Here is a 24,247-nt window from a genome sequence, read left to right as displayed (position 1 = left end):
CATGAAACACAAGCAAACCCTGCGGCGGGGACTGGGCATACTGCTTTCCCTGGTACTGTGCCTGAGCCTGCTGCCCGCGGTGACATTGACGGCAGCAGCGGCTGATGAACACACGCACTGCATCTGCGGCAGCAAAGTGGCGGAGTGCGGTGATAAGGAAGACAGCATATGGACAGCGTGGGAACAAAGTGACTCTTTGCCCGATACTGCTGGGTACTACTACCTGACGAAGGATGTGACGCTGACAGAAACCTGGAAGCCTAAGAATAATACTTACCTCTGTCTGAACGGCAAAACCATCACGGCCAACTTTGAAGGCTCCGTCATTACGATTTCGAGCTGGAAGGACTTTTACCTGACGGACTGCGCAGATGCGGCTAACCCGGGCGTTGTGACCCATGGGATGAAAGATGATGAAACCAAGTACACCGGCTGCGGCGTAGAAATAGAGAGTAACGAGTATGCAGGAACCTTCCATATGTACGGTGGCTCCATCAGCGGCAATATCATCACGGGCGAATCAAACCAGCAGGGCGCCGGTGTGATGGTTGGGTACCAAGGCTCATTCCGGATGTACGGTGGCGTCATCTGTGACAACAAAGCTGTCTGTACCGCCGATTCCGGCTCGGCGCAGGGCGGCGGCGTGTATTCGGCCTACAAATTCTATATGTACGGCGGCAAGATCACCGGCAACGATGTCTCAGCCAGTAACCCTCAGGGCGGCGGCGTGTTTGTCAGCGGGCCGGCCTCTATGGGCGGAACACCTGTGATCGACGGAAATACCGCGACTGTGCCGGGCCAGCCGAGCAAACCCAATAACTATCTGGTATCTGATTATAGTGGCCAAGATAGCGGACTCAATATCAGATTGAGTTTGAAGGATGGCGCGCATATCGGTGTCACCAGGGATTCTGATTCCGAAGCGGACTTCGCAAGAGGCAATGGGTACACCATTAATGCTACTGACGCCAGCAAATTCGTTCCCGATGACGAAAACTATATTGTTCTGATGGGAGATTACCTATACGGTTCCCTCAAGCTGCTCGAGCGCAGCGCGGCAAATGTCGCTTCCGCGACCATCGGCAGCGAAACGACCGAGTATATGGACCTGCAGGAGGCCCTCCAGGCTGTGATTGACAGCTCCGAAAAGACCGGCACGGTCAAGCTGCTGAAAGATGTGATGCTGGCTAACAGCATCACGCTTGAGCAAGGTGTGGATCTCACCCTGGACATGAATGGACATAACCTCATCGCCAAGAAAGTGAACGCCGATAGTTTCATCACCATTGACCAAAGCAAGCTGAACATCACGGGCAAAGGTACGATAGAAACGAGCTCAACTTATAGCACGAAAGTTAATAATACGATACATGTGAAGGACGGCTCAGTCTGCACCGTAGGCAAGGATGTCTCCATCTCGAACACTTATGCCAGGGTACTTTACATGTCCGGAAATTCGGAATGCACCGTCAGCGGAACGCTGGAAGGCAGAACCGTTGCCATTGAGATTCGTGCGGGCAAGCTGACCATCGATGAACCGGCAGAACTCAATGCGTTTGGAGAATACGATGCACCCACGGAAAACGGTGTGGGAGATAGCAATATTGAGCTGGGCTGTATTGCCCTGGCTGTCTCCCCGCTTGAGAACGACCTGCCCATCACCGTGGACATCAAGGGCGGTACGTTCATCGCAGACAATATCTTTATGGAAGAAGTTGGAATGTCGCTCTATGAGGTGGACCTCTATCATTCGGAGAATCCATCCGAGAATGTGAGCATCAACATCAGCGGCGGCGAGTTTAAACACCCTGTGCAGTCGCTGAACGACAAGCTGACCCTCTCCGGCGGCAGCTTCGCCAAGCTTACAGCCAGTGAAACTCTTAGTGCGCTGCTGGCAAAGGACTATGGGTTCAAGTCCATTGACGGAAATAATATCATATTGACCGAGGGGCAGAAGGAAGTCGAAAATGTAACAGTGGACAAACTATACACCGTCAGCTTCGACGCCAACGGCGGCAGTAGCTCCATGGATGCTGTGAAAGTCGTTTCCGGTAGCTATACTTTGCCTGAATGTGGCTTCGATGCACCTCAGGGTCTGCAGTTCGTTGGCTGGGCAACCAGTGCCAACGACGAAGTAATTTCAGGCGCCACCATCACTGTGACCCAGGACACCACCCTGTATGCGATCTGGGGCATCAATTACGGTGTCACTGTCAACGGCGTGAAAGTCACCAGTCTCAATAAAGATAATGTGCTTGGCAACGACAAGGTTCAGTATGACCCGGCTACCAAGACCCTTTATGCCAAAAACCTTTATGCCGCAGACCTCACCGTCGCCGGCAACGGTTCGACGATTGTCGACATCAGCAGTACATCGAGCGCACCCGCTGTCGGTACCTTGACGGTCACCGGCGCGAAGGATGCCACCGTCACGGCGAATTCCGGTACCATGGCCACCTCTAGCAATGCGAATATCACCTGCTCCGGCAATGTGACTATCACCGGGGCTGTGACCGGTGCGCTGACCGTGACCGGTGCGGAGGACGTTACCATCACCGCGGGCTCCTGCAGCCAGTTGATCGCCGGAAAAACGGATATCTCCTGCTCCGGCAATGTGACTATCACCTGCGAATCCGGTACGGCTGTGACCGGTGCGCTGACCGTGACCGGAGCGAAGGATATTACCGTTACAGCTAACTCCAGTAACCCGACCATTACCGACACTGCGGATATCACCTGCTCCGGCGATGTGATCATCTCCAACAGCACCGGTAAGGCTGTGTACAGCAGCCTTACATACCAGAGAGCCGGCGACCACGGATACACTGTAAAAACCGGCATCAGCTTGGATGAACTGGCTGATTATGAAGTCAAAAAAGCAGGTCAGGTCTTTACCGCGACCCTCGATGCTTCTGCGGTGAAGATCAGTGTCGGTCATACCGCCGACGAATGGAAGAGCAGCAGCACCCAGCACTGGCAGGTCTGCACCGTTTGCGGAGCCGAGTTGAACCGGGCGGACCACACCTTCAGCGGCCGCACCTGCACCGTGTGCGGCTACATCAAGCCTTCCAGCGGCAGCAGCTCCGGCAGCAGCTCACCCAGCTATTCCGTCACCGTGGATAAGACCGTGAACGGAACGGTCACCGTTTCGCCCAAGAGCGCTGCCAAGGGCGACACCGTCACCCTGACCGTTACCCCCGACAAGGGCCACACCCTGGAGACCCTGACTGTCACCGACGCCAGCGGCAAGGAAGTCAAGCTCACGGAGAAGAACGGCAAGTACAACTTTACCATGCCCGCCGGCAAGGTCACGGTGGAGGCCACCTTCATGGAGGATAACTCCATGCTGAACTTCTTCGTGGACGTTCCCGCTGACGCTTACTACTACGACGCGGTCCTGTGGGCCGCCGAGAACGGCATCACCGGCGGCGTGGACGATACCCACTTCGCCCCCGACGCTCCCTGCACCCGCGCCCAGATCGTCACCTTCCTGTGGCGGGCGGCTGGTTCCCCCGAGCCGGAGAGCGTGAGCAGCTTCGCGGATGTGCCCGCGGACAGCTACTATGCCAAGGCTGTGGCCTGGGCCGTGGAGCAGGGTATTACCACCGGCACCGGCGATGGAAAGTTCTCGCCCAATGCTCCCTGCACCCGTGCGCAGAGCGTCACCTTCCTGTGGCGTGCTCAGAAGTCTCCCTCCTCCGATAGCGTGAATCCTTTCGCCGACGTGGCGGCTGACGCCTACTACAACAACGCAGTTCTGTGGGCTGCTGAAAACGGCATCACTGGCGGCACCAGTGCTACCACCTTCAGCCCCAACAACGACTGCACTCGTGCCCAGATCGTGACCTTCCTGTATCGCTGCCTGGGCTAAATCGGGAAACAACAAAAGACTTAGCCGCTGATTAACAACGGCAAAAGGAATTGAGGCGGCAAGAATAGATGTTCTTGCCGCCTCTTTCTGTATTTACACAGTGCTTCCCATGTGCTCCCGGTATCCCCCATGCAGAGCATTGGTTTCTGCATAGGTCAATGAACGAAATGCTTTCCGTTCTGCCTCAAAAATACAGCGGCGGTCAGCATTTCACTACGCTGACCGCCGCTCATTTTTCCTATTTTTTTGTTCGTATCTTCTCAGCATCCTCGCAGAGCCGGATATATCCTGCTGCTTCTTCCTCGCTCATCCCGGCAAAAAATTGCTTGACGCAGAATGGAACATCGCCTTGCGGCGTGTCGTGGATAACTGCGTCTACGCTGATTCCCAGTCTGCGCGCAAATAACGCGACAGTATCCAGCTTGGGAGTTGTTTTTCCGTTTTCCATATCAGAAATAGACCGGTCTGTTTTTCCGAGTTCTTCGGCAAGGCCGACCTGTGTTAGACCAAGTTTGCGCCGAGCCTCAGATACGGCAGCGCCAAAGTCTTTGTTCAAGTCTCGCATAGATTCACCCTTTACTATTCTAATTTGAATCAGACTTCTAAAGAATGCCGTTTCAGTTCTAATAATTAGAAGCGCAATTCAAATTATTAGCAGAGAAAGGAAGATTACTCGATGAAAAGTGAGGTATGGAATAAGGAGGACGGATAAAATAAGGTTCCTGCACCTGATCTCTATATTCTGTACGTTCCGGCGCGCAGATGGAGTGGTTCAGGGGTAGGAACGGACTGCGGGAAACCGTTAGAAGTCGGCTTCTATGACGGGGAAGTAAAAAAAGAGGGGCTTGTTGGACTCCAGCCAACAGACGCCTACACCCGAACTGGAGAAATCAAAGGCGCACAGCCGAAGCTGTGCGCCTTTGGTTTCTTCAGTCGAATTAAGTTGAAAAAAGTATATCACTGCCGGAATCCTCCCATTTCTGAAAATTTGCTTTACCACAAATTTTCAGAAATGGAGGAACGACAATGTTCAACAGAAAGAGCGACTATGCCCTTAACAAGAAGGACATCTCCGCCATTGTTTACATAGATGCGGATAAGCATATCATCCGGCTGACCCGCGAGGACTTTTCCAGCGAGGATGAGTTTCTGCGCTGGAAAAACTGGTCCGATGCGAACTATCACGAAACTGAGAAGCGGGACCACGTTCACGCCAACCACACCGTATCCATCGAGGGCCTTGCTGGTGATGGCATTTCCACTCAGGGCGTCGATGCTGTCCTGGAGGCCATCTATGACCGACAGGAGCAGGAGCGGTTGAACGCCGAGGCGGTTGCCCGCATCAAGTGCTGCCTGAGTGAAACCCAGTTCCGCAGATTGTGGCTGTTCCGCGTGGAGGGGCTGACCGTCCGGGAGATCGCCAAGCAGGAACACATCAGCTTTCAGTGCGTCCACAAATCTGTCTGCGCGGCGGAAAAGAAAATTATGAAGCTGCTTGCCAAATGGGGTGACAAATAGGTTTGAAAACGGCGAAGGGTGAAGGGACATTTTCCACGAGCCTTTCACTGATCGTTGAAAAGTGAATAGACCATGATGCAGGCACAGACCCCGCGTGATAGCGGTATAGGGCGCGCCGCCAGGACGGCAGCTTCAGGAGGTGATCTTGAACAAGCTGCCCGAGCGATCTACACAGCCTTTGACCCGGCGTGGCACACCGGGCGCGATGACAGCGCGGGCGAAATGCAACTCCAGCTACGGCCTCCCACTGACTTGAGGGGGAACGCGGCGGCACACGTTTTGTACGATGCTGCGGTGTTGGGACAGCCTCGCCAAAGGCGGCCTGCATCATGCCTCCCGTCAGGGGCGCGTGGCGAATGTGACGGATGAACAAACAGTAACTGATTGGGAGGCTGCGCCGGTGATTGCCTATGTTGTATGGCTCCACACTTTCGGCGCAGCCCTTCCTCAAAGTCAGATACCATGCGCTGGCAACATTGTCCGCCAGCGCATTCATGTGATTTTGAAGAAGCAACCCACGCTGCGGAAAGGAGATCGCCATGAATCAATTTCCCAACCATGAAACGGAAAGTGACGTCGAGGAGCTGGTTGACATCCGGGATGTCTCTGTGGACAAGACCCTGCCCAGGGAAGAACGCATTGCGTCCTTTGTCCGGCAAATTAAGAATCCGTACCGCTTTCGCTGCGGCGAGTTCGTGGTGAACGCCAGATTTACCGACAACGGCAAGACGCTGGAGGACTGTCTGCAAGGGATTCTGCGGTAAGCGACAAACTCGCGCTTTTCCGATAAAGATGCTACGATGGGTATGGAAAAGGATGCCCCCCCCTGATAACAACCTCCATACCCACTCTTTTCTTACGGCAGGCACCGGGACGAAAGGAGTACTTTTTTATGCCAAAGTACAAGGCAACGGCATATATCCGACTTTCCTATACCGATGACCGTTCCAGCGAAAGCGACAGCGTTGCCAACCAGCGCAAGCTCATTGAGAACTTCGTGGAGCGCAACCCGGATATTGAAGTCATCTCTGAGAAGATCGACGATGGTTACAGCGGCATCATCTTTGACCGCCCTGCGTTCAAGGAAATGATGCAGGATGTGACGGACGGTGTAATCAACTGTGTCATCGTCAAGGACCTGTCCCGCCTGGGGCGTGAGTACATCGAAACCGGCCGCTACCTGCGTCGGGTGTTCCCGGCCTATGGGGTGCGCTTCATTGCCATCACGGATAACATCGACACCGCCCATGAGAACAGCGGCGACGATTTGGCCGTGTCGGTGAAGAACATTATGAACGAGGCGTACTGCCGGGATATTTCCATCAAGACCCGGACTTCCCTGGATGTGAAACGGCGCAACGGCGATTTTGTCGGTGCGTTTACCGTCTACGGGTATATCAAGTCCGAGGAAAACAAAAACCGACTCATTCCAGACCCTTACGCCTCCCGCGTGGTCAAGGACATTTTCCGTATGCGGCTGGAGGGTACAAGCGCCCTGGCGATTGCCAATGAGCTGAACAGAATGGGCATCCTCTCCCCGCTGGCCTATAAGAAGAACAATGGCCTGCCCTATGCGAAAAAGGGCTATACAGACAAAGCGGACTGCAAGTGGTCGGCTACCACCATTCTGCGTATTTTGCAAGATGAGACATACGCTGGAACGCTGGTTCAGGGCAAGCAGAGTACATCCAACTACAAGATCAAGCAGAAAGAGCAGCGCCCAGCTTCCGAGTGGGTCCGTATCCCGGACGCACATGAGGCGTTGATCCCCAAGCAGGATTTTGACCTTGTGCAGCGCATCCGGGGCATGGAAACCCGTACCTCTCCGCATAAGAGTACCGTCCACCTGTTCTCCGGCGTCCTGGTCTGCGGATGCTGCGGCAGTCGCATGACCCGGAAAACCAACCATGCAAACGGCAAGGAGTACCACTATTACTACTGTCCCACCGGCAAAAAGCATGGCTGTACTTCTCCGGCCATGGTCAAGGAGAGCGATTTGACCGCCTGCGTTCAGCAGAGTTTGAAAGCCTATATTGACAATGTGGCGTCCTTGGAAACGCTGCTGGCAAAAGTGGACGAGCAGAGCATCAACCGGGCGTTGGTCAAAGAGTACAGTGACCACATCACCAGCAACGAGCGCCGCTTGCAGCAGGCGATGGAGTTCAAGGCCCGCCTGTACGAAAACCTCGTCAGCGGCACCATTACGAAAGATGAATACGCCTACTACAAGGTCAAATACACAAAGCAGGCCGACAGCGCCAAAGAGAGCATCAAGGTCTTAAAAGAGAAGATTCAGAAAGTGTTGGAGAACCAGAGTGAGCGCAATTACTGGATTTCCCACTTCACGCAGTTTTCCACGATGGAAACCCTGGACCGTAAGGCCCTCGTCCACATGGTCAAGACCATTAAGGTCATCAGCAAGACAGAACTGGACATTGACTTCACCTACAAGGATGAGTATGAACGGGCGCTGAAGGTTATCAAGATGGCCGGTTTTACCATGCAGCCGGAGGAACAGGAAGAAATGACCGAACAGAGAAAGGCAGGATAAGCCATGGCAAGAAAGAGCAGAAAAGCAGCTGCGGTCGTTGCTGCACCCGAAATCGACGTGACCTGTCACGCCGCCGTTTATGTCCGCCTCTCCGTGGAGAGCAAGTATTCCCACAGTGAATCTATCAACACGCAGCAGATGATTATTGCTCAGTATCTGGAGAAGAATCCCGAGATCAGCGTCTATGACACCTACATCGACAACGGCGCGACCGGCACTAACTTTCACCGTCCCGCTTTTCAGCAGATGCTTTCCGACATCGAGGCCGGTTGCGTCAACTGCGTCATTGTTAAGGACCTCTCCCGCCTGGGCCGGAACAGCATCGACACCGGCTATTACATTGAGCATTACTTCCGCAGCAGAAATGTCCGGTTTATCGCTATCAACGAGCAGTACGATACCGCTGACCCTGACGATGCACACTCCGGCATTATGATTCCTCTGCGGAACATGATAAATGAAGCCTACGCACTGGACATTGGCCGGAAAATCAAAGCGCAGCAGCGGCAGGCGATGAAGGACGGAAAGTTTGTCGGCGGCAGGGCACCTTATGGCTATTTGAAAGCGCCGGATGACTGCCACCAGCTCATCGTTGACCCTGTTGCAGCTCCCGTGGTCCGTCAGATATTCCAGTGGGCCTCCGAGGGAGAGGGCTTGAACACCATCGTCCTGCGTCTGAATAAGGCCGGGTACTTGGCCCCCAGCTACTATAAGAAGTCCCAGGGGACAATCTCCAACGAAAAGCTCCTGGGTAACGGCAACTGGCAGACTTGGACCGTCAAGAAAATTCTCCGGTCCGAGGTCTACACCGGAGATCTCGTTCAGGGGCAGACAAAAATCATCGACCATAGACAGGTCAAAGCTGCCAGGGACGAGTGGACAGTGGTGCGCGGGACCCATGAGGCAATCATCAGCAGGGAGCTGTTCGACACCGTGCAGAAGAATCTTGACCATGCCGCCGAAAAGCGGGAGCAAACCGAGGTCCGGCCCTATACGCCGAATATCCTCCGGGGCAAAGTGTTTTGCGCCAAATGCGGCGGGAATCTCCACCGGATGCGCTGCCCCCGGAAAAAGGATGCTGACCGCTATGCCTTCCACTGTATCAGCAACAGCCGGGTTGGAAAAGAAAAATGTCCCGGCGTATTTATCTATGAGGAATCGCTGTTGACCAGCCTTGCCGACATGATTCAGGAAGAACTCAACACGGCCCTGGGCCAGTATTCGCTCTCTCTGGCACAGACTGCCCACTTGGCATCTGAACGGGCAAAACTGAAAGAGAAGATCGCCAGCCGCAGACGCGACACCCATCGGCTGCGCGAGTCCATTCGTGGCCTTTATGAGCATCTTGTTGAGGGAATTTTGTCAAAGGATGAATACTTCTCCCTCAAAGGCAGCTATGAAGCTAAGATCGAGCAGCTTGCCGCCGAGATCGGCCAGCTGGAATCAGGGGTCACAGCCATTGACCGGCAGATCGAGGAGTACCGGACTTTGGAGAAAGATGCAAAGGACATCCGGGAAAACCGGGAGCTGACGGCAGAGCTTATCGACCGGCTGATCGACCGCATTGAAGTTTCCAAAGATAAGAAGCTCACCGTCCGTTTTAAGTTCCGCAGCGAGTTTGAGAGCTGTGAGGAGGTTTTGGAACAGTGCAGAAATATGAAATAGCCCTCTACATCCGACTGTCCATCGAGGACTACAAATACGACAGTCTGAGCATTGAAAATCAAAGCCTTGTCCTGCATGAGTTTGTCGCCTCCATGCCCGAATCTGAAAACGCTGAGGTCACGGAGTATATCGACAACGGTTACAGCGGCACGAACTTTGAGCGGCCCCAGGTACAAAAGCTGCTTGAGCTGGTGCGGGAAAACAAGATCGACTGCATCATAGTGAAGGACCTCTCCCGCTTTGGCCGCAACAGTATTGAGACAGGGTACTTCATCGAGCGCGTTTTCCCTCTGTTCCACACCCGCTTTATCTCTGTCAGCGACGATTTCGACACCAATAATTTCCGGGGCGACACCGGGGGCATGGACGTAGCTTTCAAATATCTCATCAACGAGTATTACAGCCGCGATATGTCGCTGAAAACCAAGAGCGCCAAACATGCCAAAATGCAGCGCGGCGAGTATCAGAGCAAAATCTGTCCCTATGGCTACCGCAAGAGCGATGACGGCAGAATGGAGCCTGACCCGGAGGCCGCTGCCGTTGTGCAGCTCATCTATGAACTTGCTGCCAGCGGCACCAGCGCCGCCGAGATTGCCAGGGAACTGTTTCGCAGGGGCATCCCGACCCCTGGCGAGTACAAGGCGGCCCATGGCAACCATACCCACGATATTTCCCGCACTCATGGGATATGGTGCAGCTCCACCGTTCTGCGGATTCTGGAGGACGAACGGTATATTGGGTCCTATGTCATCGGCAAAAGAGCTGTCATTGAAGTAGGCGGTTCCCGGAGCCGCATGAAAGACCGGGAGAAGTGGCATATCATTCCTGACCATCATCCTGCAATCATTGATAAGGCTCTGTTCGAGCAGGTGCAGGCCACCCAGCGCCGGTTTTCCCAGCCCCACAAAGTAAAGCATGACTATCCCCTGAAAGGCATTGTGTTCTGTGGCTGCTGCGGCCATGCGTTGTCCCGTACATTTCAGAAAACAGCGCGCTATATTTGCCGCCATTCCCAGGCAGACAAATCCCTCGACTGCTATCATGCGGCATACGACGCCGCCAAACTGGAACAGGGCGTTCTCCTGCTGATGAAGAAGCAGCTGGAGGTCACGCTGCCAGTCAATCCCGATGGCACGATTCAGCTGAAAGCAGTTGTAGAGGAACGCTCCGCATACGAACAGCAGATGGACGAACTGCTGGACTGCAAGCAGAATCTCTTTGAACAGTATCTTATGGGTGAGATTACCCTGGAATCCTATCAGGCACAAAAGGCCATATATGACGAGAGGCTGCTGCTAATAAAAAGCGCCTATGCCGCAGTCGTAGCACAGGCAAAGAAGAAGCAAGAAGAACTGGAACGGCGCAGCAACCGCCAGAACGCGGCAAAACTGCTGGAGGACGCCGACGAACTGACAACGGCTATGGTCAGTCTCCTGATTGAAAAAGTGCGTGTGTTCCCGAACAAGAAAATTGAGATTGAGTACAAGGTCCGGGATATTTTTGAATGAGGTAAAGAGTATGAGAGCTGCCTTTTATTGCAGGATCGGAGGACAGGGATACGGATTCCTCCTTCCCGAAGAAGCTGATAAGCTCCGCGAGTTTTTCGCAGAGCATCAGGATAAGCCTGCGCTTGAAAAGCCTTCAAGCGCAAGCAAAATTTTTTGTCGTGAGCTTGACATACGGGTGCCAGAGGTCATGAAACCGCATAAGGGACTGTACACACCCGTGGAAATATTTTCTACCGTCTTGGCTTGTTCCAACGTCAACCGGATCTTAGGAAACGCACGTGTATCCGTCCCTCTCTCATGGGACTCACTGTCCGCATGCCGGTTGACCAGTTTCCCGCCGTGGGGTGCAATCATAGTCCTGCCTCCCAGCCTCAGTCAATTAAACCGACTTCCTGATAGTACCGCTCAGCTCCGGGATGCAGTTCCGCCACCATGCTGCGGCACGCCCCGTCCAGGGTCATTTCTTTGGCAATCGTGGCGTGAATAGCGGTAATATCAGAAATATTTTCCCACATGGACTTGGTGATTTCATATACAACATCTTCGTCCAAATCAGCACGGCACAGGATCATATGGACAACAGAAACCGTCTCCACGTCCTTGTCCTGTCCCTTATATGTCCCCGCAGGGACCACATACTTCTGATATTCCGGATGCTCCGCACGGAACTGCTCCATGACATCCGGGTCCAGCTCCAATACGTGCATGGGGATCGAGGTCTCCACCTCCACGATCTGAGAGGCGGGCACTGCGGTCATATAAGTGGCCACATCCAACAAACGGTCCTGAAGCAGCATTGTCTGCTCGTCATAACCCACGTAGCTGATTGTGCCGCCGCCGGCGGTAATATCGTCATAGGTAATGCCATGGGCGTTCAGTAATTTTTCAACCGTTACCTGCAGCGTTCCGCCAACAATAAAGGTATTGAAATCAGCGCCTACCACGTCGTAGATGCTGTCGATCCCAGAATCGGCGGGAGCTGCAATTTCAATCGGAGACTCATAGGCGCAGGCGATCAGCCGAACATTATTCAGCGGCGTGGTAAAGGGTTCCCGGGCCCCCGCCAAAGCCGCGACCACGCCATCGTTTGTACACCAGGCAATGTCAACGCTGCCGTCCTCCAGGTTCAGCAAGTTGGTATCAGCGGCGCCAACCGTGGCGGTCAGGACCAAATCGCTGTAGGCGTCATTCACAATCTCGCCGATTGACGCCGCAATGGTAAACCATCGCCTCGCCATAGACGCCTTCAGAAGGATCATACGCCTCCAGAGGGAACAGGCTCCTCCCCTGCCAAGAGGGGTCTTGCTCCGCGCCGGCAAGCCATGCAATGGTAGGAGAGACGTCCAGCGTAGATACCAACGTATCCACTACTTTGCCTTCTGCCAGGTCAGACTGGTAAATACAGAGCGGGACATGGACCAGTTCATCAAACATCTTTCCGTCATGGGACAGGCCCCCATGTTCCCCAAACTCCTCTCCGTGGTCGGCGGTCACGATCACCGTACTGTTGTCCAAAAAACCATAGTCATCCAGCATGCCAAACAGTTCTCTGGCGGCGTCATCCACCTCCAGCGTGTGCGCGTCATACAGTTTCTTGGCCAAAGCCACTTTTTGGGGATCGCTGACATCTCGTTTGAGCACGACCTGTTTGAAGACGGCAAACATTTCATCCTCGGTAATGTCGAACGCAGGATCGATTCTCTTCCGGTACTTTTCTTCCGGCATGTAGGGCTCATGTACATCCATGTAGTGGACCCACAGGAAAAACGGCCGGTCACCGCTCTGCCTTCTTAAAAAGCTGGCGGCTTTCCGGTTGATCTCTCTGGCACGGGTGTAGGGTACCCGCTCCGTGACCTTCGCCTCCATGGAATCGTAAAACACGTCCCACCCTTTGTTCCATCCGAAAAAGCCGCACAAATAGGCGTTGGAGTGGAACGCGCCGGTGGCAAAGCCCGCTTTCTGCAACACTTCGGACACCAAAACTCTTTGTGCCGGACATTTTCCCCTGGTTTTCCCATACTCCAGATAATGCGAAGAGGACAAAATGCCCGGAAAGGCGGCCTGCGTATAGGGCCCGCCGGAATAAGCCCGGGTGAAGCGGATACTGTGCCCTTGAATCTCATCCAAAAACGGGGTGTAAGACACCGGTTTTCCATTGTAGCTTCCCCACGAATCCCGCCGCATGGTGTCAATCGTCAATAAAACAATATTTTTCATAAGGTTCTCCTTCTTAAAACCCAAATAAAACGCAAAAAGAGAAGACCTCACCACAATGGTTTAAGGCTTCTCTTCCTCACTAAAACACTTGATAAACGCTCGACGTTTACCAGCCTATTTGATTGTCTGATCTTCACTGAAACGCTGCTATCCAGCCTGCTGTCTTCTAACCTGTTGTTCGCCCTCGCGTTTACCGCGCCATGGTCCCAATTCCGACCTTTCCATGGGTGTAAGACGGATGGAACGAAGTTCGCGCGTACAGTGCAACGCAAATCCATTCCTTGTCGCTTACAATACCCGCCTTGATTTTCAAATTGGGTTTCGGTGCATTGGGTGCAGTCACGATACCGCCAAAGGCTTCCACCATGGCATGGGTAACGGAGTGAATCTGCGTGGGCACATTATCAATCACTTTTGTATTGACCGCCGCAGCTACTACATTTTTTACAATATTCTGCCGGATGCTGAGCAATGGACCGCTAACTTCTGTTGCAACGCACTGATAGCCCATGGTATTCAACTGGGTCCGCACTTCGCTCTCCTGCTCCCGCGTCTCTGACATGGCTAACCACAGTGCCGCTCTTCCAATGGTTAATTTATCCACCAATACCTCCTCCAAATTGTATTTTTTAACTGATTCACTTTAGTACATTAATATCACAGTTCAGTAATATCGTCAACTACATTTTTTGTGCGCATCGTTCATGCTTTTTGTCTATTTTGCATTATTGCCTTTCAGATATTGCATTTTCGGGAGATATCCTTCCCAGCATACACATTTTTCTTCCTGATCTCCGATCCTCCCCTGCGGCGGGCGCTTCACTCAAGCCCACAATTCCGGCCATTTCCGCGGGTATCAGTCGGAATTCCATCCATTCGGCTCCTCCTATTTTTTCTTTCCCCAGCGAAAAGAACACGGAAACATATATTCGACAAACCCAATGGCACCGCCCTGAAAATCTTCTCCCCCGAACATCCCATGTTCCCCATTCCGCCGTGGGAGCCAGCCATCCCGGATACCGGCTTCCACGGCGCAAAATGGCCAGCCGTTTACAACGGCCGGCCATTTTATGCGATAAACTTCCTTTTTCCGCGGCTGACGCTCAGAACTCCAGTTCTCCCACGGACTCCTCCACCAGATCCACCAGGGTGCAGTCCCGGACCAGGCCGAAGATGTACTCGATGTCGGGGTACAGATAGCGGTCATTGTCCACAAAGGGGACCTTCTCCCGGATCAGGTCGCGGACCTTGGCCAGAGCGGGGGAGGGCTCCATGGGCTTCAGGAAATCGACGGCCTGGAGGGCCACATAGATCTCGATGGCGGTCATGTACTGCAGCTTGTGGACGCAGTCGCAGGCCTTCTTGGAGGCGTAGTAGGCCATGGAGACAGGGTCCTCCTGGTTGGCGCAGGTGGGGATGCTGTCGATGGAGGCGGGGATGGCCAGATGCTTGACCTCGTTCATCAGACCGGCGGAGGTGTACTGGGGGATCATGAAGCCGCTGTTCAGGCCGGGGTTGGAGACCAGGAAGGCGGGCAGGCCGTCGTTCAGATTGCGGTTGACCATGCGGTCGGTGCCCCGCTCCACCTGGTTGCCCACGATGGCGCAGGCCATGGCGATCATGTCGGCGTGTTCGCCCACGAAGGTGCCGTCGAAGTTGCCAGACATGAGGGCCACGCCGCCCTGCTCCTCGTCCTCAAAGATCTCGGGGTTGTCGCTGACGGAGTGCATCTCCTCCACGATGGCCACGTTGGCCTCCTTGATGAGGCGCTTGGCGGCGGCGTGGACGTGGGGCATGCAGCGCATGACATAGGCGTCCTGCACCTTGTCGTTGACATGGGCCTCACAGATCTGGCTGCCCTCCAGCATGCGGCGCAGGTTGGAGGCGGCGGCGCTCTGCTCCTCGTGCTTCTTGTTGGCGTGGATGCGGGGGTCCAGGGCCTTGGTGGTCCCGCGCAGGGCCTCGAAGCACAGGGCGCCGGCGATCTCCACGTTCTCCATGGTGGTGATGGACTCATACAGGGCCAGCAGACCCAGGGCTGTCACGATGGTGCTGCCGTTGAGCATGGACAGGCCCTCTTTATAGCTCAGCTTCAGCGGAGTCAGGCCGTTGGCCTCCAGCACATCCTTGGCCGGAACGGGGATACCGTTCTGATAGATCTTGCCCTCGCCGATATAGGCCATGACCAGGTGGCCCTCCACGCCCAGATAGCCCACGGAGCCCTCGCCGGGGGCGAAGGGGATCAGATCCTTGTTCAGCATCTGGCGGATCAACTCCAGCGTCTCCAGGCGGATGCCCGAGTGCCCCTTGCCGGTGTTCAGAAGGGTCATCAGCATGGAGGCCCGGGTCTGCTCCCGGGTCAGGGGCTCGCCCACGGCCACAGAGTGGGTGCGCACGATGTTTTCCTGCAGGGTGCTGGCGTCCTCGGGGGAGATGGTGTAGCGGACGTTCTCTCCGAAGCCGGTGGTCACGCCGTAGATGATGCGGCCCTCCTCCAGAAATTTGTCCAGCAGGCGGCGGTTGGTCCGGACCCGCTCCTGCATCTCCTGGGAGAATTCCACTTTGGCGCCGAACTTGGCCACGGCGATAAATTCCTCCAGGGAGGGCTTGCAGTCGGTGAGGGTCACCACAGAGATGGTTCGCGCACTTTTAACAGAAAGATTCATGACGTTTCTCCTTTCATCCCGGTCCAAATATCCACTTCCCCATATACCCGCGTCCCTGCTTGGACGGCGGCATCGGGAGCGCATTCCTGTAGATTCTAAACGATATACAAGCAATCGCCGTGCCAGCTTTTCTCCCTCTGCCGGCCGCCCCTGTTTCCCTTCTGTTTTCGGCTATTTCCCGTTCCAGCAGCCCGAAACACAGAAGAATTTTTACTGTTTTTAAACGAGTCCGCCAGTGTGGACAAAAAATTTTGCACTCCTGAGCGTGCAAAATTTTTTGACTGTCAGATTTTTTGGCGCAAAATATTTTTTCTATCTGTTCAGCCCATATTTTTTCATGTAGTATTGGCAGCTCTGCCGGCTGATCCCCAGCAACTCCGCCGTTTTGGTGGCGTTTTCCCCGCAGGCCGCATAGGCCTCCCGCAGCACATGCTGTTCATAGTCCCGCACCAGGGCGTTCAGCCCCTTGCGGAGGTCCAGTCCGGTGTCCGGCTCCGCCCTCCGGGGCGCCCGTCCGCCTTCCTTTCTGCCCAGGAAGTAGGCGGGGAAATCCTCCTCCCGCAGCACGCCGTCCTCCGAGGCATTGACCGCATAGCTCAGGATGTGGAACAACTCCCGCACGTTTCCCGGCCAATCGTGTTCTCTCAGCTTCTGCCAAAAGGCGGGCTCGATCCGCTCAATGGGCCGGGCGGCGGGCTGGTTTTCCCCAATGTAATGCCAGGTCAGTTCCTCCAGGTCTTCGATCCGTTCCCGCAGGGGTGGAATCTCCACAATGACCGAGGCCACCCGGTAAAACAGGTCCTTTCTCAGCTTTCCCTGTTCGATCAGCTTGAAGGCGTCCTCGTTGGTGGAGGCGATCAGCCGGACGTCGATGGGGATGTCGGCCGTACTGCCCACCCTCCGGAGGGTCCGCTCCTGAAGGACCCGGAGCAGCTTGGCCTGCATGGCCAGACTCATGGAATTGATCTCGTCCAGAAACAGGGTCCCGTGGTTGGCCGCCTCGATGAGTCCCACCCGGTCCACACTGCCGGTAAAGGCCCCCTTGGCCGTTCCAAACAGCATTCCTTCGATCAATGACTCCGGAAAGGCGGCACAGTTGACGGCCACAAATTTTTCCTTTCTCCGGGGGCTCAAGGCGTGGATACCCTGGGCGAAGATCTCCTTGCCGGTCCCCGTCTCCCCCTGGATCAGAACGCTGTTCTCCTTGGGGGCCATCCGGGAGGCCAGTTCGATGGCGGACAGCAGTCCCGGGCTGGACCCTACCAGGTCCTGCAGGGTGTAACGGGTGTCCCGGGGCGTCTTCAGCGGCGATGGCAGGCGGCGGATGAGAATCTGCTGGATGCCGTCCAGCTCCCGCATTTTCGTTTGGACCATACCCATGTCCCACTCGAAGGAAACACAGCCCAGCAGACGCCCCTCCTCCACCACCGGGTAGGCATAATTCACCGTGGTCAGGGTCTTGCCCGTAGTGGATTTATAGGAGTCAAACCGGCCCCGCACCGGCGCGCGGGTGCGCATAGCGGTGAGATTGGTGCTGTACTCCGCGGGCACCTCAAAGATGTCCAGCAGCTTCTGCCCCTCAATGTCCCGCTCCGCCGGAATGTCCAGCATCTGCTTGCAGGCCCGGTTGGCAAACCGGAACGCGGAGTCCGCGCTGTAGAGCTCCACGCTCTCTCCCAGCTGGTCCAGCACCGCCTCCATCAGCTTTTCCCGCACATTCTCCCGGCGGAGCGCCACACATTGGAGGGACGCCGTCACGGGAAACAGGTCAAATTCAAAATAGCAGTTCTTCCAGCGCATCCGCTTGGCCCCGAAGTCCCACTCGGTCTCCGGAATCTCCCGCAGGGCAAGCCCTTTCCAGCGCTCCGACGCCTCCCGCAGCACGGCATCCCGCGGATCTCCCCGGTATTCCACGGATTGTACCACGGACTCCTGGTCCAACAACAGCAATATATCAATGACTGAGGGCATGTCCATCCTCCTCTGCCGCAAAGATCACCTGCCCGGTCCGCGCGCCCCGCCCACTCACGGATGGCGCGTTCAGGGCGCCGGCCTTTTCCCGTTTCACCACTGGTCCATCTCTTCCAGCAGGAATTTTCGGAAGGTCTGCACCGCGGGGGAGAGCCACCGGTTTTTCACCTGTCCCAAATAGAGGGGGAAATTATACTCCTCCAGCTCGTCGATGGCCAGAGCCTTCACATCCAGGTCCTCATAGTTGACCGCCGTGTTCAGGATGGCCACGCCATAATTGACGTCCACCAGGCCGGCGGCGGCGCACTCCCCCTGGATCTCGGAAAGGATGTTCAGCGGCAGTCCGCGGCTGTTGAAGATCCGGCGCAGGCTGGTGATCTGCTCGGTGGACACCACCAGGGGGTACCGGGAAATCTCCTCCAGAGAGATATGGTCCCGGGTGGACAGGGGGTGGCTGGATGACACCAGGACGATAAATTTCCGGGGCAGGATCTCCACCAGTTCCAGATTTGGGTCCGGCTGCTCCGGGGGAGAGCACAGGATGAGGTCGCACTGCCCCTCCTCCAGCATCTGGACCAGCCCGGTGGTGGAGGCCTGGGAGAGACGGATGCGGAAGCGCTGGTTTTCCGGATGGGAGGTAAAGCGGCGGATCATGTCCGGCATGATTTTCGGTCCCAGGGAGTAGATCAGCCCCAGATTGATCTCGCCGCAGCGGGGATCGGCCATGTCCCGCACATACTTCTCCCCGGTCTCCAGAGTGCCCAGTCCCTCCCGGACATAGCGGTAGTACGCCTCGCCATATTTGGTCAGCCGGATGTTGCGGCCCTGCTTTTCAAACAGGAACACCCCCAATTCCTCCTCCAGGGCGGAGATGGAACGGCTGAGGGAGGACTGGGCCACGCCCAGCCGTTCGGCGGTGGAAGCGTAGTGCTGGGACTGTGCCAGTTCCCGAAAATACAAAAGCTGCGTCAGATTCATGGTGCGTCCTCCCCTGTCCATTGGATAAGAAAAGTATAGCACAGGCCGGGAATAATAGCAATTTTGTAATGGATCTTTGTTTTCGGCGCGCTTGATTGCCGGGAGCCGGCCCGGTATGATAACACCATAATCCAAACTTGTTTGAGCTGCGAAAGGGAGCGAATTCGGTATGAACGAGTCAACCAACACCTTGACCATCGCCGTGATCGGCGCGGGCTACGCGGCCCGGCTCCACGGGGACGCCTACCGGCGGGTCTATGGGGCCACGCCGCGTCTGAAATGGATCATCGACCCGGATATGGAACGGGCGGAGAAGCTGAAGGCAGCCTACGGCTATGAATTTGCCGCCCCGGACTTCTCGTCGGCCCTGGCGGACGGCGAGGTGGACGTCATCGACATCTGCACGCCCCCCGTCTGCCACCGGGATATGATCCTGGCCGCCCTGGAGGCGGGCAAGCACGTCATCTGTGAAAAGCCCCTGCTGGGCTATTTCGGCGAGGAGGGCGACCCGGAGCCTGTGGGGCTGAAGGTGCCCAAGGCGAAGATGTACGCCAAGGTGCTCTCCGACATGGACCGGCTGGACCAGGCTCTGGCGCGGTCGGGCAAGGTGTTCTGTTACGCGGAGAATTACGTGTACGCCGCGGCGGTCCAGCGGGCGGCCCAGCTCATCGGCTTCAAAAAGAGCAAGCTGCTCTTTTTGAAGGGGGAGGAGAGCCTGAAAGGCTCCCAGGCCCGGGCCAGCGGCGAGTGGAGGAACATCGGCGGCGGTTCCCTGATCCGGGCGGGGGTCCATCCCCTGTCCAGCCTGCTGATGCTCAAGCAGACCGAGGCCAGGGCCCGGGGCGAACAGATCGGGATCGCCAGCGTGGTGGCAGACATGGGCATGGCCACCCGCAGTCTGAACCAGTACGACCACCGCTACATCGCCGCCGATCCCACCGACGTGGAGGACTACGCCTCCCTCAGCATCACCTTTACCGACGGGACCAAAGCCCAGGTCAACACCTCCGATCTGCTGCTGGGCGGCACCCGGGGCTTTATCGAGGCCTACTCCAGCGACGGCGTGCTCTACGGCAAGATCTCTCCCGTGGACGTGGTGAAGAGCTACTACCTGGACGAGGAGGGGCTGGAGGACGTGGAGTTGTCCGAAATGCTGCTGACTAAGACCGGCTGGAACCAGCCCTTTGTGGCGGACGAGACCATCCGCGGCTTCCTGGGGGAGCTTCAGGACTTTGTGGAGTGCATCCTGACCGGACGGGAGCCCATCTCCAATTTTGCCCTGGCCCGGGACACCACGAAGGTGGTCTACGCGGCCTACCAGTCGGCGGAAGAGGGCCGGCGGATCGACCTGTGACCCCTTCTCCCCGGGGCAGCTGTCCCCTGCGTTTGATGAAGTGAACTTGAAAAGGAGTTTTCTGCCATGTATGAAGCCTTGTTTCAACCGCTGAAGATCGGCGGTATGCAGTTAAAAAACCGTGTGGCCATGGCGCCCATGGCCACCGTGGCCGACCCCGACGGGGGCTTTTCCCAGGTAGTCAGCGACTACTTCACCGCCCGGGCCAAGGGCGGCGCCGGCCTCATTATGAGCGGCGCCCTGGCCGTCACCGACCGCTACGGTGCCCCGGCCAGCGGCTGGGTGGGCAGCCCCATGCACACCGCCCGCCTGACCCGCCTGGCCGACCGCATCCACCTCTACGGGGCCAAGTTCTGCCTGGAGCTGACCTACGGAAACGGCCGTTGCGGCTGCAATGACCCCAGCAAGCCCCCCTTCTCCGCCTCCGCAGTCCCCACCCTCCAGTTCCCCGACGTCCTGTGCCGGGAGATGCCTAAGGAGGACATCCGCTTCCTGGTCCGGCAGGCCGGGAAAGCCGCGGCCCAGGCCAAGCTGGCCGGCGTGGACGGCGTGGTAGTCCACGCCTACGCCGGGTACCTGCTGGACCAGTTCCAGTCCTCTGAGTGGAACCACCGCACCGACGAATACGGCGGCAGCCTGGAGAACCGGATGCGCTTTACCGCCGAGACCATCGCCGCCATCCGGGAGGCCTGCGGCCCCCAGTTCGCCGTCATCGTGAAATTCTCCGTGGAGCACCACGCCGAGGGGGGCCGGGAGCTTTCCGAGGGGCTGGAGATGTGCCGGATGCTGGAGAAGATGGGCGCCGACGCCATCATGGTGGACGGCGGTTCCTTCCCTACCCGCTGGAACCGCTGCATCCCCACGGTCTACGAGGAGGACGGCTTCTCCATCGACCTGGCCCGCCAGGTGCGGGAGGCGGTGTCCATCCCAGTCATCGGCCAGAACAAGATGAATGACCCGGCCCGGGCGGCCAAGGCCCTGGAAGAGGGCTTGTGCGACCTGGTGGCTCTGGGCCACGGCCTGCTGGCCGACCCCGAGTGGGTCAATAAGGTCCGCCGGGGGCAGTCTGATACCATCCGGCCCTGTATCGGCTGCAACGAGTGCTTCCTGGCCATCTGCTCCGGCCAGAACTTCCGGTGCACCGTCAACCCCTACGTCTCCCACGAGGCAGACCCCCATTTCCAGGTCCCCAAGGCAGAGGAACCCAAGAAGATTTTGGTTGTCGGCGGCGGTCCCGCCGGGATCGCGGCGGCGGTGCTCTCCGCCCAAGCAGGCCACCAGGTGGAACTGTGGGAGAAGGAGCGGGAGCTGGGCGGCAACCTGAACGCCGCCGGCGCGCCCTCCTTTAAGCAGGACCTGCGCAGCTACCGGGATTACCTGCTTCGCCGCCTTGCGGGCAGCAGCGTCACCGTTCGTCTGGAGCGGGAAGCCACGGTGGAGCTGGTGAAGCAGGGCGGCTTTGACCAGGTAATCTACGCCGCCGGCGCCGACGCCCGGAAACTGGACCTGCCCGGCGCGGACCAGCCCCATGTGAAGACCGCCCTGGAGATACTGCACCGAAAAGAGAAGCCGGCCGGCCACGTGGTGGTGATCGGCGGCGGACTGGTGGGCTGCGAGACTGCCCTGATGGCCGCCGAAACCGCCCAGAGCGTCACCGTCCTGGAATACATGCCCTCCCTGCCCCTCCTCCGAACCGAGGCCCGCAACAACCAGCTGGCCCTGCGGCAGATGATCGAGGCACGGAAGGTGCGTGTCGAGTGCGGCGTGGAGACCCAGTTCATCGGCGGGGACACCATCACCTACCGCCAGAACGGGGTGGAGCAGACGATTCCGGCGGACGCCGTCATCCTGTCCGTGGGCTTCCGGTCCCGCCAGGAGCTGGCCCGGGAGCTGACAGACGCCGGTATTCCGGTACAGGTGATCGGCGACGCCCAGGCCCCCCGGAAGATCCTGCATGCGGTGCGGGAAGGTCTCTCCGCCGCCATCGGTCTTTCCCTGTAAAACCCGTGACCAGCCGGACCACATAATTTTTCGAGAGGAGGCCCGCAGATGGCACGAAAATACTCCATGGCCCACCTGGGCTGTCTGAACTGGACCCCTGCGGAGATGGTCTATCACGCCAAAGAGATCGGCTATGACTACGTCAGCATCCGGACCATCAACCAGGGCATTAAGGGAGAAGCGGATTATGACTTCCGGCGCCATCCGGAACTGTTCCGTCTGACAAAACAGGCAATGGCCGAGACGGGCGTGGGCATCCACGACATTGAACTGGCCAAGATCGACGGCTGCTCGGACATCGCAAGTTATGAGCACGCCTTCGCCGCCGCCCGGGAACTGGGTGTCACCAACGTCATCAGCAGTATCTGGACCGATGACAAACCCAGGTACCTGAAGCAGTTTGAGCAGCTGTGCGGCCTGGCCGCCAAATATGACCTGCTGGTGGCCCTGGAATTTGTCACCTGGGCGTCGGTCTGGAACCTCCAGCAGGCGAAGGAAGTACTGGAAACTGTGGACTGTCCCAACGCCGGGCTGCTGGTGGATACCCTGCACGCCCACCGCTCCGGGGTGTCGGCGGCGGAGATCGCCGCCTGCCCCCGGGCATGGTTTGAATTCGCCCACATCTGCGGCGGCCCCCAGGAGGTCCCGGACCGGACCGACAAGGGGGCGCTGATCCACACCGGACGGGAGGCCCGGTACTACCTGACCGAGCCGGATAACGGGATCGACGCGGCCAGCATGATCCGGGCCATGAACGAGGACACGGTGCTCTCCCTGGAGCTGCCCCACTGGGAACGTGCGGCGGAGCTTGGGACCTTCGAGCACCAACGGCGGGTACTGGAGACCACCAAGGCGTACCTGCGGACAAACGGGATCGAATAGGCCGGCTGTCCACTGTGCGTTTCCATGGAGCCAAGGATGCTTTTTCATGCCCTGTACGTACGCCGTTCCAAGGCCCTGTCAAGGGATTCCAGACGTGTTCCCCGCTTCTCAAGGAACCCAAAACCGCACCGGGCGGGAGGCAAAGCCTCCCGCCCGGTGCGGTTGAACTATACTCATATACAGCAAGGGCAAGGACTGCACCCTCATTCCCAGCGGACGGCGTTTTTCTCCTTTTTGGCCTGGTACAGCAGTTCATCCGCCCGCCGGAGTATTTTCTGGCCCATTCCGGCCTGGCAGACTCCGCCGATGCTCACCGACAGGCGCAGCTCCGGGCACTCCTCCAGCACGATGCCCCGGACGCTCTGCCGGATGGTCTCCAGCCGCGCCCCAAAGATGTCCCGGGGAATATTGTGAAAGAGGATCAAAAACTCGTCCCCGCCGTACCGGACCACCGTGTCGGTACTGCGCACGCAGGACAGCGCGGCCCGGACGATGGCCTTCAGGGCCAGGTCCCCCACGGGGTGTCCGTAAGTATCGTTGATGCCTTTGAAATCGTCCACATCCATGATGGCCGCCGACCAGTCCTGCTCCAGCGCCACTAGCTGGTCCTCATAGTACCGCCGGTTGTAGGCCCCGGTGAGGGGATCCACATAGAGACGGCGGTTATAGCTGTTGATGGTCTCCGCGAACTCGCTCTGCCCGTAGGCCCCGAACAGGGCCTCGTCGGTGATGTGGGACACCATCTCCAGCACGAAGGGGACGTCCTCCACCTCCAGGTACATGGCCACCACATGATATACCTCATGGCCGATAAATTCAAACTTGGTCAGCTTGCCCTTCTGGGCGAAGGCCTTGGCGGAGATGCAGTTTTCACACCGGCTGGTCTTGTTCCACACGGCGTAGCAGCGGTAAGGCTCGGGGATCAGCTCTCCCTGCCCGTCCAGGGCGTACTGGGTGGTCACGGTCACATCCACCAGCCGCACAATGTCAAAGACGATCTTCAGCTGGCCCATCAGTTCCTTGACTTCGGTTTTTGTCACGCCCCCGCCTCCTTCCCGTGTTTTT

At 57.2% G+C, this 24,247-nt stretch carries 18 protein-coding genes; 9 read left to right on the top strand and 9 right to left on the bottom strand.

Going from position 1 to position 24,247, the window contains the following annotated elements; translation table 11 throughout:
* The first annotated feature begins 1 nt into the window (after position 1).
* On the top strand, positions 2 to 3,871 hold the full coding sequence (locus I6E42_RS07885; protein WP_235371375.1) for an S-layer homology domain-containing protein: 3,870 nt from the start codon (positions 2 to 4) through the stop codon (positions 3,869 to 3,871).
* A gap of 238 nt (positions 3,872 to 4,109) precedes the next feature.
* On the opposite strand, the gene I6E42_RS07880 is transcribed toward I6E42_RS07885, so the two are convergent.
* Positions 4,110 to 4,436 (bottom strand): helix-turn-helix domain-containing protein, encoded by a 327-nt coding sequence (locus tag I6E42_RS07880; protein WP_235371374.1) that lies wholly within the window; start codon positions 4,434 to 4,436, stop codon positions 4,110 to 4,112.
* A gap of 461 nt (positions 4,437 to 4,897) precedes the next feature.
* On the opposite strand from I6E42_RS07880, the gene I6E42_RS07875 reads away from it, so the two are divergent.
* The 5 genes from I6E42_RS07875 to I6E42_RS07855 all read left to right on the top strand — a co-directional run bounded on the left by I6E42_RS07875 (position 4,898) and on the right by I6E42_RS07855 (position 11,113).
* Positions 4,898 to 5,389 (top strand): hypothetical protein, encoded by a 492-nt coding sequence (locus I6E42_RS07875; protein ID WP_235371373.1) that lies wholly within the window; start codon positions 4,898 to 4,900, stop codon positions 5,387 to 5,389.
* A 539-nt stretch (positions 5,390 to 5,928) separates the two neighbouring features.
* On the top strand, positions 5,929 to 6,153 hold the full coding sequence (locus I6E42_RS07870; protein WP_091131528.1) for a DUF6870 family protein: 225 nt from the start codon (positions 5,929 to 5,931) through the stop codon (positions 6,151 to 6,153).
* A 128-nt stretch (positions 6,154 to 6,281) separates the two neighbouring features.
* Positions 6,282 to 7,940, top strand: coding sequence for a recombinase family protein (locus tag I6E42_RS07865; RefSeq protein ID WP_235371372.1), 1,659 nt, complete (start codon positions 6,282 to 6,284; stop codon positions 7,938 to 7,940).
* Positions 7,941 to 7,943: 3 nt separating this feature from the next.
* Positions 7,944 to 9,605, top strand: coding sequence for a recombinase family protein (locus I6E42_RS07860; RefSeq protein WP_235371371.1), 1,662 nt, complete (start codon positions 7,944 to 7,946; stop codon positions 9,603 to 9,605).
* Positions 9,587 to 11,113, top strand: coding sequence for a recombinase family protein (locus I6E42_RS07855; RefSeq protein WP_235371370.1), 1,527 nt, complete (start codon positions 9,587 to 9,589; stop codon positions 11,111 to 11,113). The genes I6E42_RS07860 and I6E42_RS07855 overlap by 19 nt, the downstream gene beginning before the upstream one ends.
* A 105-nt stretch (positions 11,114 to 11,218) precedes the next feature.
* On the opposite strand, the gene I6E42_RS12905 is transcribed toward I6E42_RS07855, so the two are convergent.
* The 7 genes from I6E42_RS12905 to I6E42_RS07825 all read right to left on the bottom strand — a co-directional run bounded on the left by I6E42_RS12905 (position 11,219) and on the right by I6E42_RS07825 (position 18,945).
* Positions 11,219 to 11,467 carry a hypothetical protein gene (locus I6E42_RS12905; protein WP_412761294.1) on the bottom strand — a complete coding sequence of 83 codons (249 nt, stop codon included), beginning with the start codon at positions 11,465 to 11,467 and terminating at the stop codon, positions 11,219 to 11,221.
* A 17-nt stretch (positions 11,468 to 11,484) separates the two neighbouring features.
* Positions 11,485 to 12,351: a TAXI family TRAP transporter solute-binding subunit gene (locus I6E42_RS07850; protein ID WP_235371369.1), complete on the bottom strand. Its 867-nt coding sequence runs from the start codon at positions 12,349 to 12,351 to the stop codon at positions 11,485 to 11,487.
* Positions 12,299 to 13,330: a sulfatase gene (locus tag I6E42_RS07845; RefSeq protein WP_235371368.1), complete on the bottom strand. Its 1,032-nt coding sequence runs from the start codon at positions 13,328 to 13,330 to the stop codon at positions 12,299 to 12,301. Before I6E42_RS07845 ends, I6E42_RS07850 begins: the two co-directional genes overlap by 53 nt.
* 190 nt (positions 13,331 to 13,520) lie before the next feature.
* Positions 13,521 to 13,934, bottom strand: a complete 414-nt coding sequence (locus I6E42_RS07840) for a HutP family protein (RefSeq protein ID WP_235371367.1) — start codon at positions 13,932 to 13,934, stop codon at positions 13,521 to 13,523.
* Between the two features lie 499 nt (positions 13,935 to 14,433).
* The gene (locus tag I6E42_RS07835; RefSeq protein ID WP_235371366.1) at positions 14,434 to 15,996 is read right to left on the bottom strand and encodes an HAL/PAL/TAL family ammonia-lyase; all 1,563 of its coding nucleotides are present in this window, start codon (positions 15,994 to 15,996) and stop codon (positions 14,434 to 14,436) included.
* Positions 15,997 to 16,308: 312 nt separating this feature from the next.
* Positions 16,309 to 17,967 carry a sigma-54 interaction domain-containing protein gene (locus tag I6E42_RS07830; protein ID WP_235371365.1) on the bottom strand — a complete coding sequence of 553 codons (1,659 nt, stop codon included), beginning with the start codon at positions 17,965 to 17,967 and terminating at the stop codon, positions 16,309 to 16,311.
* Between the two features lie 93 nt (positions 17,968 to 18,060).
* Positions 18,061 to 18,945 (bottom strand): LysR family transcriptional regulator, encoded by an 885-nt coding sequence (locus I6E42_RS07825; RefSeq protein WP_235371364.1) that lies wholly within the window; start codon positions 18,943 to 18,945, stop codon positions 18,061 to 18,063.
* 169 nt (positions 18,946 to 19,114) lie between these two features.
* Between I6E42_RS07825 and I6E42_RS07820 the strand changes: the two genes are divergently transcribed.
* The 3 genes from I6E42_RS07820 (at position 19,115) to I6E42_RS07810 (ending at position 23,182) form a co-directional block, all read left to right on the top strand.
* Positions 19,115 to 20,299, top strand: coding sequence for a Gfo/Idh/MocA family protein (locus tag I6E42_RS07820; RefSeq protein ID WP_235371363.1), 1,185 nt, complete (start codon positions 19,115 to 19,117; stop codon positions 20,297 to 20,299).
* Between the two features lie 66 nt (positions 20,300 to 20,365).
* A complete protein-coding gene (locus I6E42_RS07815; protein WP_235371362.1) occupies positions 20,366 to 22,300 on the top strand; it encodes an oxidoreductase in 1,935 nt (644 codons plus the stop codon).
* A 48-nt stretch (positions 22,301 to 22,348) separates the two neighbouring features.
* Positions 22,349 to 23,182: a sugar phosphate isomerase/epimerase family protein gene (locus tag I6E42_RS07810; protein ID WP_235371361.1), complete on the top strand. Its 834-nt coding sequence runs from the start codon at positions 22,349 to 22,351 to the stop codon at positions 23,180 to 23,182.
* Between the two features lie 203 nt (positions 23,183 to 23,385).
* On the opposite strand, the gene I6E42_RS12850 is transcribed toward I6E42_RS07810, so the two are convergent.
* Entirely contained in the window at positions 23,386 to 24,222 is an 837-nt protein-coding gene (locus tag I6E42_RS12850; RefSeq protein ID WP_235371360.1) for a GGDEF domain-containing protein, read from the bottom strand.
* Positions 24,223 to 24,247: the final 25 nt, after the last annotated feature.

Source organism: Pseudoflavonifractor phocaeensis (genome assembly GCF_021531815.1).
GTDB lineage: Bacteria > Bacillota > Clostridia > Oscillospirales > Oscillospiraceae > Lawsonibacter > Lawsonibacter phocaeensis_A.
The sequence above is the reverse complement of the archived record's forward strand: the minus strand, read 5'-3'. Positions and strand labels throughout refer to the sequence as shown.